Origin of the sequence: Stenotrophomonas acidaminiphila (assembly GCA_002951995.1) — a bacterium.
Taxonomy (GTDB): Bacteria; Pseudomonadota; Gammaproteobacteria; order Xanthomonadales; family Xanthomonadaceae; genus Stenotrophomonas; species Stenotrophomonas acidaminiphila_A.
On sequence record CP019797.1, the window covers coordinates 1,688,883 to 1,701,865 of the forward strand.

Sequence of the window (12,983 nt, forward strand, 5' to 3'; positions counted from 1 at the left end):
GTTTCAACCTGACGCCGGCCCGGCGGCCGGCCGCCTGGCCTTCGCCCGCATGGGCGGGGGCAGGCGGGCTGCATGCCCCCGCCCGGCCATTGCAAGGATTCCGCAGATGGATTTTTCCCGTTTCTTCATCGACAGGCCGATCTTCGCGGCGGTGCTGTCGATCGTGATCTTCGCCGCCGGCCTGATCGCGATCCCGATCCTGCCGGTCGGCGAATACCCGGAAGTGGTGCCGCCGTCGGTGGTGGTGCGCACGGTCTACCCGGGCGCCAACCCCAAGGTCATCGCCGAGACCGTCGCTACCCCGCTGGAGGAGGCGATCAACGGCGTCGAGGGCATGATGTACCTGAAGTCGGTGGCCGGCTCGGATGGCGTGCTGCAGATGACCGTCACCTTCCGCCCGGGCACCGACCCGGATGCGGCCGCGGTGAAGGTGCAGAACCGCGTGGCGCAGGCGCAGGCGCGCCTGCCCGAGGACGTGCGCCGGCAGGGCGTGACCACGCAGAAGCAGTCGCCGACCTTCCTGATGGTGGTGCACCTGACCTCGCCGGGCGGCAAGTACGACACCCTGTACCTGCGCAACTACGCGCGCCTGCACGTCAAGGACGCGCTGGCGCGCATCCCCGGCGTGGGCGACGCGCAGGTCTTCGGCGGCGGCGACTACGCCATGCGCGCGTGGCTGGACCCGGGCAAGGTGGCCTCGCGCGGCCTGACCGCCAGTGACGTGGTGCGCGCGATGCGCGAACAGAACGTGCAGGTTTCGGCCGGCCAGCTCGGCGCCGAACCGCTGCCGGACAGCCGCTTCCTGACCCTGATCAACGCCCAGGGCCGGCTGAAGAGCGAGCAGGAGTTCGGCGACATCGTGCTCAAGAGCGGCGGCGACGGCGAGATCGTGCGCCTGTCCGACGTCGCCCGGCTGGAGCTGGGCGCCGGCGACTACACCCTGCGTTCGCAGCTGGACGGCAAGAACGCGGTGGGCATCGGCATCTTCCAGGCGCCCGGCGCCAACGCACTGGAGATCCGCGACCAGGTCATCGCCAGCATGGACGCCATGCAGAAGACCTTTCCGGCCGACGTGAAGTACGAGGCGGTGTACGACACCACCATTTTCGTGCGCGATTCGATCAAGGCGGTGGTGTCCACGCTGCTGGAGGCGATCGCGCTGGTGGTGCTGGTGGTGATCCTGTTCCTGCAGACCTGGCGCGCTTCGATCATCCCGCTGATCGCGGTGCCGGTGTCGGTAGTGGGCACGTTCGCTGCGCTGTACCTGCTGGGCTTCTCGATCAACACGCTGAGCCTGTTCGGCCTGGTGCTGGCGATCGGCATCGTGGTCGACGACGCGATCGTGGTGGTGGAGAACGTCGAGCGCAACATCGAGGAGGGCCTGTCGCCCACCGCCGCCGCGCACCAGGCGATGAAGGAAGTGTCCGGGCCGATCATCGCCATCGCCCTGGTGCTGTGCGCGGTATTCGTGCCGATGGCGTTCCTGTCCGGCGTCACCGGCCAGTTCTACAAGCAGTTCGCGGTGACCATCGCCATTTCCACGGTGATCTCGGCGATCAATTCGCTGACCCTGTCGCCGGCCCTGGCCGCGCGGCTGCTCAAGCCCCACGGCGCGCCGAAGGACGGCCCGAGCCGGTTGATCGAACGCCTGTTCGGCTGGGTGTTCCGCCCGTTCAACCGCTTCTTCAGGTCCAGCTCGGAGAAATACGAGCGTGGCGTGGCGAAGATCCTCGGCCGCCGCGGCGCGGTGTTCGTGGTTTACGCCGTGCTGCTGTTCGGTACCGGCGTGATCTTCAAGCTGGTGCCGCCGGGCTTCATCCCGACCCAGGACAAGCTGTACCTGATCGCCGGGGTGAAGCTGCCGGAAGGCGCGTCGATCGCGCGTACCGATGCCATGCTGCGCAAGGTGGCGAAGATCGCCCAGGAAACCGACGGCGTGGCCCACACCATCTCGTTCCCGGGCCTGAACGCGCTGCAGTTCACCAATACCCCCAATACCGGCGTGGCGTTCATCCCGCTCAAGCCGTTCAACGAACGCAACGGCCGCAGCGCCGCGCAGATCAATGCCGAGATCAACCAGAAGATCGCCGGCCTGCAGGAAGGCTTCGCGTTTTCGATGATGCCGCCGCCGATCCTGGGCCTGGGCAATGGCAACGGCTACCAGATGTTCATCGAGGACCGCGGCAACCTCGGCTACGGCGCGCTGCAGAACGCGGTGCAGGCGATGCAGGGCGCGGTGGCGCAGACCCCGGGCATGGCCTTCCCGATCACCAGCTACCAGGCCAACGTGCCGCAGCTGGACGCGGAGGTGGACCGGGTCAAGGCCAAGGCGCAGGGCGTGCAGCTGACCGAACTGTTCGACACCCTGCAGACCTACCTGGGGTCGGCCTACGTCAACGACTTCAACCAGTTCGGCCGCACCTGGCAGGTGATCGCCCAGGCCGACGGCCCGTTCCGCGAGAGCGTGGAGGACATCGCCCGGCTGCGTACCCGCAACGACCGTGGCGAGATGGTGCCGATCGGGTCGATGGTCACGATCAAGGAAACCTACGGCCCCGACCCGGTGCTGCGCTTCAACGGCTACCCGGCCGCCGACCTGGCCGGCGAGGCCGACCCGCGCGTGCTGTCCTCGGCCGAGGCGATGAACCGACTGACCGAGATCGCCGGCAAGGTGCTGCCGGTGGGCATGACCACCGAATGGACCGACCTGAGCTACCAGCAGGCCACCCAGGGCAAGGCCGCCTTCATCGTATTCCCGGTGGCGATCCTACTGGCCTTCCTGGTGCTGGCGGCGCTGTACGAGAGCTGGTCGCTGCCGCTGGCGGTGATCCTGATCGTGCCGATGACGCTGCTGTCGGCACTGTTCGGGGTATGGCTGAGTGGTGGCGACAACAACGTGTTCGTGCAGGTCGGGCTGGTGGTGCTGATGGGCCTGGCGTGCAAGAACGCGATCCTGATCGTCGAATTCGCCCGCGAACTGGAGATGGGCGGCAAGGGCATCGTCGACGCCGCGCTGGAGGCGTGCCGCCTGCGCCTGCGCCCGATCGTGATGACGTCCATCGCCTTCATCGCCGGCACCGTGCCGCTGGTGCTGTCGCATGGCGCGGGCGCCGAGGTGCGCTCGGTCACCGGCATCACCGTGTTCGCCGGCATGCTGGGCGTGACCCTGTTCGGCCTGTTCCTGACCCCGGTGTTCTACGTCGCGCTGCGCACCTTCGTCACCCGCAACGGCGGCGGCCAGCTGGTGCGGCATGGCGAACCGACCCTGCACCACTGACCCGACCTTCGGCCGTCGCCTGACACCCTCCGGCGACGGCCCATCCAACCGAGACATGCATCCATGACTACCCAACACAACAAGATCGCGCTGGTCACCGGCGCCACCCGTGGCATCGGCCTGGAAACGGTGCGCCAGCTGGCCCGCGCCGGCGTGCATACGCTGCTCGCCGGCCGCCAGCGCGACACCGCGCTGGCACTGGCACTGCAACTGCAGGCCGAAGGGCTGCCGGTGGAGGCGCTGCAACTGGACGTCACCGATGCCGCCAGCATCGATGCGGCGGTGCGCGATGTCGAGCAGCGCCACGGCCGGCTCGACATCCTGGTCAACAACGCCGGCGTGCTGCTGGAAGACCCGTCGCTGCCACCGTCGGCGCAGCCGCTCGATACCTGGCGCCGGACCTTCGACACCAACGTGCATGCGCTGGTGGCCGTCACCCAGGCGTTCCTGCCGCTGCTGCGGCGCTCGGCGGCCGGGCGCATCGTCAACGTGTCGAGCATCCTCGGCTCGCAGGCGTTGCATGCCGATCCCGGCTCGCCCATCTACGACTTCAAGGTGCCGGCCTACAACGCGTCCAAGGCGGCGGTGAACAACTGGACCCTGTCGCTGGCGTACGAACTGCGCGGCACGCCGATCAAGGTCAACACCGTGCACCCGGGCTACGTGCGGACCGACATGAACGCGGGCGCGGGCGAGATCGACGTCGCCGACGGCGCGCGCTCCAGCGTGCAGATGGCGCTGCTCGGCGCGGACGGGCCGAGCGGCAGCTTCACCCATCTCGGGCAGGTGCTGCCATGGTGAGGGCGGCACTGGCCGCGGCGTTGTCCGGCCTGCTGCTGGCCGGCTGCGTCAGTGTCGGCCCGGATTACCACGCCCCGGCGCAGCCGCCGGTGGTGCTGCGCGGCGCCGCCGCACCGGTGTACAGCGCGCAGTCGCCGGTGGCGGGCTGGTGGGCGCAGTTCGATGATCCGGTGCTCGCGCAGCTGATGCATGCGGCGTTGTCCGACAACCTCGACCTCACGCTGGCACTGGCGCGCGTGCAGCAGGCGCGGGCGGTGTTCGTCGAGCGCCGGCTCGACCAGGCGCCGCACGTCACCGCGGCCGCCAGCCAGGAACGCCATCGGCAACCGGATCCGGCGCAGGGCGGTGCACGCGTGTCCGGCGAGCAGTACCAGCTTGGTTTCGATGCCGGCTGGGAGCTGGACCTGTTCGGACGCCAGCGCCGCGCCGCCGAAGCGGCGCGGGCCGACCTGGACGCCGAATGGGCCAACCTGGTCGATGCACAGGTGCTGGTGGCCGCCGAGGTCGCGCGCAATTACTTCGAGCTGCGCGGTACGCAGAAGCGCATCGCGGTGGCCGAACAGACCCTGGTCAACCTGCGCGACACCCAGGCGCTGACCGAGACCCGCTGGACCCTGGGCGCGGGCAGCGAACTCGACGTGCAGAGCAGCCGTGCGCGGCTGAAGGCGATCGAGGCCGACATCCCGCTGCTGGAACTGGCGCAGACCCAGTCACGGCACCGGCTGGCGGTGCTGCTGGGGCAGCGCCCCGGCACCCTGGATACGCTGTTGCAGCCGCGCCCGGTCCAGGCGTTCGCCAGGCCGCTGCCGCTGGGCGATACCACCGTGCTGCTGCAGCGGCGCGCCGACGTGCGCGCCGCCGAGCGCCGCCTGGCCGCGGCCACCGCGCGGGTCGGCGTGGCCACCGCCGACCTGTTTCCGCGGCTGTCGCTGACCGGCTTCGTCGGTTTCCTCGGCGGCGATGCCGGCGGCCTGGTCAATGGCGCCAACAAGGCCTGGTCGCTGGTGCCATCGCTGCGCTGGAGCGCGTTCGACGTGGGCAGCGTGCGCGCGCGGCTGCGCGCCAGCCGCGCCCAGGCCGACGGCGCGGCGGCCGAGTACGAGAAGACCGTGCTGCTGGCGCTGGAGGATGCCGAGAACGCGCTGGCACGCTACGCCAGGCAGCAGGCGCGACTGCTGATCGTGGCCGAACAGGCCCAAGCCGCGCGTCGTGCGCAGGCGCTGGCGCAGGTCCGTTACCGCGAGGGCTCGGCCGATTTCCTGGCGCTGCTCGACGCGCAGCGCAGCCAGTTGGCGGCCGACGATGCGCTGGCCGACGCCGAGGCCGGGGTCAATGTCAGCGTGGTGGCGGTGTACAAGGCGCTCGGCGGCTGGGGCCAGGTCTCGGCCACCGCACCGTCGGTCGCGGTGGTCGAAACGCACTGACTCGCCCGGCAGATGCGCGGCTTGCCTGCATGCAGCCTTGCCGGCCGAGCGCCGTGCCGGGCAAGCCCGGCACCTACGGGTGGGTTCCTGCAGTGCCGGGCAAGCCCGGCACCTACGGTGGGTTCCTGCAGCCTTCGCATTTCCGTGGATGCGGGTCTCGCCCCGCATGCGGCTTGCCCCGGATGGAAAAAGGCGGCCAGGTGGCCGCCTTTTTCCGCTTTCCGTCTGTCATCTGCCCGGGGCGTGCAGGCCTTGCCGGCCGAGCGCCGTGCCGGGCAAGCCCGGCACCTACGGGTGGGTTCCTGCAGCCTTCGCGTTTCCGTGGATGCGGGGCTTGCCCCGCATGGGCTTTCCCCATGGAAAGAGGCGGCCAGGTGGCCGCCTCTTTCAGCTTTCCGTCTGTCATCTGCCCGGGGCGTGCAGGCCTTGCCGGCCGAGCGCCGTGCCGGGCAGGCCCGGCACCTACAGGTGGGCTCTTGCAGCCTTCGCGCTTCCGTAGATGCGGGGCTCGCCCCGCATGGGCCTTCCCCATATGGAAAAAGGCGGCCAGGTGGCCGCCTCTTTCCGTTCTCCATCCCTTGCGGCAATCAGGCCGCGTCGGCCTGCTCGCGGCGCGGGCCTTCGGCCAGCGCGCGGCCGACCATGTCCACCAGCAGGTCCAGCTCGGCTTCGTCCATGCCGAAATGCGGGGTGAAGCGCAGCGAGTTCTCGCCGCCATGGATCACGTTGACGCCGTGCATGCGCAGCCATTCCTCGGTGGAGTTGGCGCCATAACACTTGAACTGCGGGGCCAGTTCGCAGGAGAACAGCAGCCCGGTGCCCTGGACCTTGGTGATCAGCCCGCCCAGCCTGGCCTTGAGCGCCTCGAGCTTGCGCACCGCCTGTTCGCCGCGTTCGCGGATGTTGCGGCGTACCTCCGGGGTCAGCCGGGCCAGGGTGGCGCAGGCCACGTCCAGCGCGCGCGGGTTGGTGGTCATGGTGTTGCCGTACACGCCCTTGCGGTACAGGTGCGCGGCGTGTTCGGTGACGGCCAGCACCGACAGCGGGAACTGCGCGCCGTTCAGGGCCTTGGAGTAGGTCTCCATGTCCGGCGGGTCCAGGGTCTCGTAACCCGGGTAGTCGACGAAGGACAGGGTGCCATGGGCGCGCAGCGCGGCCTGGATCGAGTCGATCAGCAACAGGCTGCCGTGGGCGCGGGTCAGTTCGCGGGCCAGCTTGTAGAAGCTCACCGGCACCGCGCGGCCCGGGTCGCCTTCACCCATCACCGGCTCTAGGAACACCGCTTCGATGAACCAGTTGTGGGCCTTGGCGTCGTCGAACACCTTGCGCAGCGCCGCCTCGTCGTACGGGGCGATCGCGATCACGCTGTCCTCGCCGCGGTAGCTGGCCAGGAAGCGGTCGTAGGTCTTGCGGGTCGAGTCCGAATACAGCGCCGGGCGGTCGGTGCGGCCGTGGAAGCTGCCCTTGATGACCACGCGCTTGATCGTGGCGCCGGCGTGCGGCGCGCCCGGGTCGGTCTGCAGCTTGGCATTGATGTCGGCGATGCGCGCGGCCAGGCCGACCGCCTCGGAGCCGGAGTTCAGGCACATGAAGTGCGAGAACGGGCAGCCGCCGCGGGTATGGCCGATCTCCTTGCGCAGCGCCTGCACGAAGCGGCGCTGGGACAGGCTCGGGGTCATGATGTTGGCCATCACCTGCGGCTTGGCCGCGGCGGCCAGCACCTCGGGCGGGGTGTGGCCGAAGCCGAGCATGCCGTAGCCGCCGGCGTCGTACAGCACCGCGCCCTTGAGCGAGACCACCCACGGGCCGCAGGCGGCCAGTGCGATGTACGGCACCACCGCGTCATCGGCGTAGAAATTGACGAACCCGGACTGCATCGCGGCGATCTGGTCCTTCTCGTCCAGGTCCAGCAGGTCGGCCGCCTCGTCCTTGATGCGGGCGTATTCGCTGGCGGCCGCGGCGATCGCCGCGACCAGGTCGGGATGGGCGGCGGCCAGGCGTTCGACGGCGGCATCGTCCAGCCCGTGGTCAGGCGGGCGCCGGCGTGCGCGCGGAGCGCGGCGAGGGGGCCGAGTACGGTCATGCTCATCTCCAGAAAGGTCTTGTATAGCCATTATCTGGAGATTCTGGTCATATGGCAGCTGTCATTCCGTCGAAAATCGGGTTAATTTCGTCGAATCGACGAAACCGGGCCAAGATGTGAAGATTTCCCCCGCCGACGAACGCCTGTTGTCCGTGCTGCGCGAGGACGCGCGCGCGTCCACCGCGCAGATTGCGCGCCGGCTCGGGCTGTCGCGCACCACCGTGCAGAGCCGCATCGACCGGCTCGAGCAGCAGGGGGTGATCGCCGGCTACACGGTGCGTACCCACGAGGATTACGAGCAGGGCCAGGTACGCGCGCACGTGCTGATCACCGTGTCGCCGCGCAAGATGCCGGCGGTGGTCAAGGCGCTGCGCGAGATCGCCGAGGTGCGCAGCCTGCATTCGGTCAGCGGCGCCCATGACCTGGTGGCGATGGTGGTGGTGGGCGGGGTCGGCGAGATGGACGTGGTCACCGACGCCATCGGCGTGATCGACGGGGTCGAGCGCACCACCAGCGCCATCATCCTGTCGACCAAGTTCGAGCGCTGACGCATCCGGGCGTCCACGCAGGTGCGGGGCAAGCCCCGCACCTGCGGGTATGCGGCGCGCGCCCGGTACAATGGCCGGCTCCCCCGTTCGATGTTCCGGCCTTGAAGAAGTCCGATTTCCACTACGACCTGCCCGAGGAACTGATCGCCCAGGCGCCGCTGGCCGAGCGCTCCGCCAGCCGCCTGCTGGTGGTGCCGCCGGCGCCGGCCGCCTACGACGACCGCCACGTGCGCGACCTGCCCGAGCTGCTGCAGCCCGGCGACCTGCTGGTGTTCAACGATACCCGGGTGATCCCGGCGCGGCTGTTCGGACACAAGGCCAGCGGTGGCCGGGTGGAGATACTGATCGAGCGCCTGCTCGGTGGCCAGCAGGCCCGTGCCCAGGTCGGCGCCAGCAAGTCGCCCAAGCCCGGCAGCCGCATCCAGCTCGACGCCGGTGGCGAGGCCGAGGTGCTCGGCCGCGACGGCGAGTTCTACCTGCTGCGCTTCGACCTGCCCGAGCCGCTCGAAGCCTGGCTGGCGCACGCCGGCCGGCTGCCGCTGCCGCCGTACATCCAGCGCGAGCCGGGCGCCGACGACCGCGAGCGCTACCAGACCGTGTTCGCGCGCGAGGTTGGCGCGGTGGCGGCGCCCACCGCCGGCCTGCATTTCGACGACGCCCTGCTGCAGCGGCTGCGTGCGCGCGGCGTGGCGTTCGGCCATATCACCCTGCACGTGGGCGCCGGCACCTTCCAGCCGGTGCGGGTGGACGACCTGTCGCAACACGTGATGCATCGCGAATGGCTCAATGTCGGTGCCGGGCTGGTGCAGCAGGTGCGGCGGACCCGCGCCGCCGGCGGTCGCGTGATCGGGGTCGGCACCACCGTGGTGCGGGCGCTGGAGAGTGCGATGCGCGAGGGCGAGCTGCAGCCGTTCGCCGGCGAAACCCAGATCTTCATCACCCCGGGCTACCGCATCCGCAGCGTGGACGCGATGGTCACCAACTTCCACCTGCCCGAAAGCACCCTGTTGATGATGATCTCGGCGTTCGCCGGCAGGCAGCGGGTGTTCGACGCCTACGCCCACGCCATCGCCAGCCGTTACCGGTTCTTCAGCTACGGCGACGCGATGCTGCTGTTCCCGCAGCCCGATGCCTGATCCCGCCTTTCCTGCGCCAGCGTCGCCGATCCGCGACAATGGACGGCAGACCGACCGAAGCACACCCATGTCCAGACTGCAGTTCACCCTCCAGGCCACCGACGGCAACGCGCGCCGCGGCCAGCTTTGCTTCCCGCGCGGCACCGTGCAGACCCCGGCGTTCATGCCGGTGGGCACCTACGGCTCGGTGAAGGGCGTGCTGCCCGAGCAGATCCGCGCGCTCGGCGCCGAGATCATCCTCGGCAACACCTTCCACCTGTACCTGCGCCCGGGCCTGGAGGTGATCGGCGACCATGGCGGCCTGCACGGCTTCTGCCGCTGGAACGGACCGATCCTGACCGACTCGGGCGGCTTCCAGGTGTTCTCGCTGGCGCACCGCCGCAAGATCACCGAGCAGGGCGTCACTTTCGCCTCGCCGACCGATGGCGCCCGCGTGTTCCTGGGGCCGGAGGAGAGCATGAAGATCCAGAAGGTGCTCGATTCGGACGTGGTGATGATCTTCGACGAATGCACCCCGTACCCGGCCACCGAGGACGTGGCGCGGCGCTCGATGGAACTGAGCCTGCGCTGGGCGCGGCGCTCGCGCGATGCGCATGATGCGCTGGGCAACGACGCGGCGCTGTTCGGCATCGTCCAGGGCGGCGTGCACCCCGACCTGCGCAGCCGCTCGGCCGAGGGCCTGCAGCAGATCGGCTTCGACGGCTATGCCATCGGCGGGCTGGCGGTGGGCGAGCCCGAGCACGAGCGCAACGCCATGCTCGAGCACATGCACCCGATCCTGCCGGCCGACCGCCCGCGCTACCTGATGGGCGTGGGCCGCCCCGAAGACCTGGTCGAGGGCGTGGCCCGCGGCGTGGACATGTTCGACTGCGTGATGCCGACCCGCAACGCGCGCAACGGCCATTACTTCACCTCGACCGGCACGGTGCGCATCCGCAACGCCCGCTACGAGCGCGACATGGACACCATCGAGCCGGGCTGCGGCTGCCATGCCTGCAGCAGCGGCTACACCCGCGCCTACCTGCGCCACCTGGACCGCTGCAACGAGATGCTGGCGCCGATGCTCGGTACCCTGCACAACCTCTATTACTACGAGAAGCTGATGGCCGACATGCGCGCGGCCATCGAGGCGGGAACCTTCCTGGCCTTCCGCGAGTCCTTCTATGCGGCGCGCGGGGCGCTCGCGCCGGCGCTGTAGCGTTTTTCCTGCCCCCACAGCAGGGTGGCCGCCGGGCCGGGCCGCGCCGGCAGGCGGTAGGCAGGGGCAGGGCGGGCGGACAGGCACGACACGGGCGCCCGGGAGTAGGGCCGTGCGGCAGTCAGCGGCAGGCCCCGCCTTGCAATTGGACCGGCCCGCCTCTATGGCATACTTCCACGCTTGAATCCGTTCCGCGGCGCCGGCCCCGGCAGGCACCGCCCGACAGTTAAGGACACACGATGAACCCGATGGCTATCCTGCTTCCCGTCGCCCAGGCCGCCCCGGCCGCCCCGGGCATGGGCACTTTCCTGCTGCCGATCGCCCTGATCGCGGTCATGTACTTCCTGATGATCCGCCCGCAGATGAAGCGCCAGAAGGAACACAAGGCGATGCTGGAGAAGATCGCCAGGGGCGACGAGGTGCTGACCAACGGCGGCATCGCCGGCGTGGTGACCGACATCGGCGACAACTTCATCACCGTCGAAGTGGCCGACAACGTCCGCATCCGCGTGCAGAAGGGCGCCATCGGCAACGTGCTGCCCAAGGGCACGCTGAAGTCCGCGGCCTGAGCCCGAGTTTCCCTTCCGTCATGACGCGGCGCCGGGACCGGCGTCGCGCAGGAACCCGCAATGCTTGAATTCCCACGCTGGAAGTACTTCCTGATCCTGGTCGTCCTGGCGGTCAGCGCGCTGTATGCGCTGCCCAACGTGTACCAGAAGGACCCGTCCGTGCAGATCACCGCCAACCGCGGCGGGCAGATCGACGATGCCCTCAAGCAGCGCGTCAGCGCGGCGCTGGGCGAGGCCGGGGTCACGCCCAAGTCGGTGGAGAAGGAAGGCGAGAGCCTGATCGTCCGCCTCGGTTCGCTCGATGCCCAGACCCGCGCCAACGACGTGCTGCGCGAGACGGCCGGCGAGAACTACACCGTCGCCCTGAACCTGGCCTCGACCGTGCCGGACTGGCTGGCCGGGCTCGGCGGCAAGCCGATGGTGCTGGGCCTGGACCTGGTCGGTGGCGTGCACTTCGCCCTGCAGGTGGACAAGAAGGCCGCGGTGGACAAGCGCTTCGACGCGTTCGCCGAGGACATCCGCACCACGCTGCGCGACAGCCGCGTGGGCTACCGCGCGGTCGAGCGCCGCGGCGAGAGCGACATCCAGGTGACACTGGCCAATGCCGCCGACGCCGACAAGGCCCGTGCCGCGCTGGTCAAGGCGCAGCCGACCCTGACCTACTCCGGCAGCGGCGAGCGCATCACCGTGACCGTGCCGCAGGCCGAGATGCTGCAGATCGCCTCCGGCGCCATCGAGCAGAACCTGACCACCCTGCGCAACCGCGTCAACGAGCTGGGCGTGGCCGAGCCGATCATCCAGCGCCAGGGCGACGACCGCATCGTGGTCGAGCTGCCGGGCGTGCAGGACACCGCAGAAGCCAAGCGCATGATCGGCGCCACCGCCACCCTGGAGTATCGCCTGGTGGTGGACGGCAACGCGCAGGACGCCATGACCAGCGGCCGCATCCCGCCGGAAGCGCGCCTGTACCGCGACCGCCGTGGCATGCCGGTGCTGCTGAACAAGCGCACCATCGTCACCGGTGACCAGATGGTCAAGGCCGAGGTCTCCACCGACCAGAACGGCCTGCCGGCGGTCGCGGTCACGCTCAACAGCGTCGGCGGCCAGCGCATGTTCGACGTCACCAGCGTCAACGTGAACAAGCCGATGGCCGTGGTCTACACCGAGCGCATTCCGCAGGTGACCATGGTCGATGGCAAGGAAGTGCGCAGCTTCCGGGTCAAGGAAGAAGTCATTTCCGTGGCCAACATCAACAGCCCGCTGGGCAAGAACTTCATCACCACCGGCCTGGAGAAGACCGAGGCCGACAGCCTGGCCAAGCTGCTGCGCGCCGGTTCGCTGGCCGCGCCGATGGACTTCGTCGAGGAATACGTGATCGGCCCCAGCCTGGGCGCGGAGAACGTGGCCCGCGGCGTCAAGGCGGTGGTGTTCTCGTTCGTGTTCACCCTGGTGTTCTTCACCATCTACTACCGCATGTTCGGCGCGATCACCTCGGTGGCGCTGCTGTTCAACCTGCTGATCGTGGTGGCGGTGATGTCGCTGTTCGGCGCGACCATGACCCTGCCGGGCTTCGCCGGCCTGGCGCTGTCGGTCGGCCTGTCGGTGGACGCCAACGTGCTGATCAACGAGCGCATCCGCGAGGAACTGCGGCTGGGCATGCCGGGCAAGGCCGCCATCGCCGCCGGTTACGAGAAGGCCTCGGGCACCATCCTCGACGCCAACCTCACCGGCCTGATCGTGGGCGTGGCGCTGTATGCGTTCGGCACCGGTCCGCTGAAGGGCTTCGCGCTGACCATGATCATCGGCATCTTCGCCTCGATGTTCACCGCGATCACCGTGTCGCGTGCGCTGGCGGTGCTGATCTACGGCCGTCGCAACAAGCTCCAGTCCGTGGCGATCTGACGCGAATCCCTTCGCGAAAGCCCGCACATGCGTGTGCGGGTTTTT

The 12,983-nt window shown here is 69.3% G+C and carries 8 protein-coding genes and 1 pseudogene; 8 read left to right on the forward strand and 1 reads right to left on the reverse strand.

From position 1 onward, the window contains the following. Positions 1-106: 106 nt before the first annotated feature. The 3 genes from B1L07_07560 (at position 107) to B1L07_07570 (ending at position 5,502) form a co-directional block, all read left to right on the forward strand. Positions 107-3,277, forward strand: coding sequence for a multidrug efflux RND transporter permease subunit (locus tag B1L07_07560; protein ID AUZ54972.1), 3,171 nt, complete (start codon positions 107-109; stop codon positions 3,275-3,277). A 63-nt stretch (positions 3,278-3,340) separates the two neighbouring features. After that, on the forward strand, positions 3,341-4,078 hold the full coding sequence (locus B1L07_07565; GenBank protein ID AUZ54973.1) for a short-chain dehydrogenase: 738 nt from the start codon (positions 3,341-3,343) through the stop codon (positions 4,076-4,078). Continuing rightward, positions 4,072-5,502 carry an RND transporter gene (locus B1L07_07570; GenBank protein ID AUZ54974.1) on the forward strand — a complete coding sequence of 477 codons (1,431 nt, stop codon included), beginning with the start codon at positions 4,072-4,074 and terminating at the stop codon, positions 5,500-5,502. Before B1L07_07565 ends, B1L07_07570 begins: the two co-directional genes overlap by 7 nt. 587 nt (positions 5,503-6,089) lie before the next feature. On the opposite strand, the pseudogene B1L07_07575 reads toward B1L07_07570, so the two are convergent. After that, positions 6,090-7,585 (reverse strand): annotated as a pseudogene (locus B1L07_07575) (lysine 6-aminotransferase). Positions 7,586-7,701: 116 nt separating this feature from the next. Here B1L07_07575 and B1L07_07580 point away from each other — a divergent pair. The 5 genes from B1L07_07580 to B1L07_07600 all read left to right on the forward strand — a co-directional run bounded on the left by B1L07_07580 (position 7,702) and on the right by B1L07_07600 (position 12,938). Next, a complete protein-coding gene (locus B1L07_07580; GenBank protein AUZ54975.1) occupies positions 7,702-8,133 on the forward strand; it encodes an AsnC family transcriptional regulator in 432 nt (143 codons plus the stop codon). 101 nt (positions 8,134-8,234) lie between these two features. Then, complete coding sequence (locus tag B1L07_07585; protein ID AUZ54976.1) at positions 8,235-9,269, forward strand: tRNA preQ1(34) S-adenosylmethionine ribosyltransferase-isomerase QueA; 1,035 nt, start codon at positions 8,235-8,237, stop codon at positions 9,267-9,269. A gap of 67 nt (positions 9,270-9,336) precedes the next feature. Beyond that, positions 9,337-10,467, forward strand: a complete 1,131-nt coding sequence (locus B1L07_07590; GenBank protein AUZ54977.1) for a tRNA guanosine(34) transglycosylase Tgt — start codon at positions 9,337-9,339, stop codon at positions 10,465-10,467. 239 nt (positions 10,468-10,706) lie between these two features. Then, positions 10,707-11,036 (forward strand): preprotein translocase subunit YajC, encoded by a 330-nt coding sequence (locus tag B1L07_07595; protein AUZ54978.1) that lies wholly within the window; start codon positions 10,707-10,709, stop codon positions 11,034-11,036. 60 nt (positions 11,037-11,096) lie between these two features. Continuing rightward, complete coding sequence (locus tag B1L07_07600) at positions 11,097-12,938, forward strand: protein-export membrane protein SecD (GenBank protein AUZ54979.1); 1,842 nt, start codon at positions 11,097-11,099, stop codon at positions 12,936-12,938. The last annotated feature ends 45 nt before the right edge of the window (positions 12,939-12,983 follow it).

What these genes read in the sequence shown, in the direction of transcription:
- B1L07_07560 (AUZ54972.1), top strand. Translation starts at nt 107, where the DNA reads ATGGATTTTTCCCGTTTCTTCATCGACAGGCCGATCTTCGCGGCGGTG.
- B1L07_07565 (AUZ54973.1), top strand. Translation starts at nt 3,341, where the DNA reads ATGACTACCCAACACAACAAGATCGCGCTGGTCACCGGCGCCACCCGT.
- B1L07_07570 (AUZ54974.1), top strand. Translation starts at nt 4,072, where the DNA reads ATGGTGAGGGCGGCACTGGCCGCGGCGTTGTCCGGCCTGCTGCTGGCC.
- B1L07_07590 (AUZ54977.1), top strand. Translation starts at nt 9,337, where the DNA reads ATGTCCAGACTGCAGTTCACCCTCCAGGCCACCGACGGCAACGCGCGC.
- B1L07_07595 (AUZ54978.1), top strand. Translation starts at nt 10,707, where the DNA reads ATGAACCCGATGGCTATCCTGCTTCCCGTCGCCCAGGCCGCCCCGGCC.
- B1L07_07600 (AUZ54979.1), top strand. Translation starts at nt 11,097, where the DNA reads ATGCTTGAATTCCCACGCTGGAAGTACTTCCTGATCCTGGTCGTCCTG.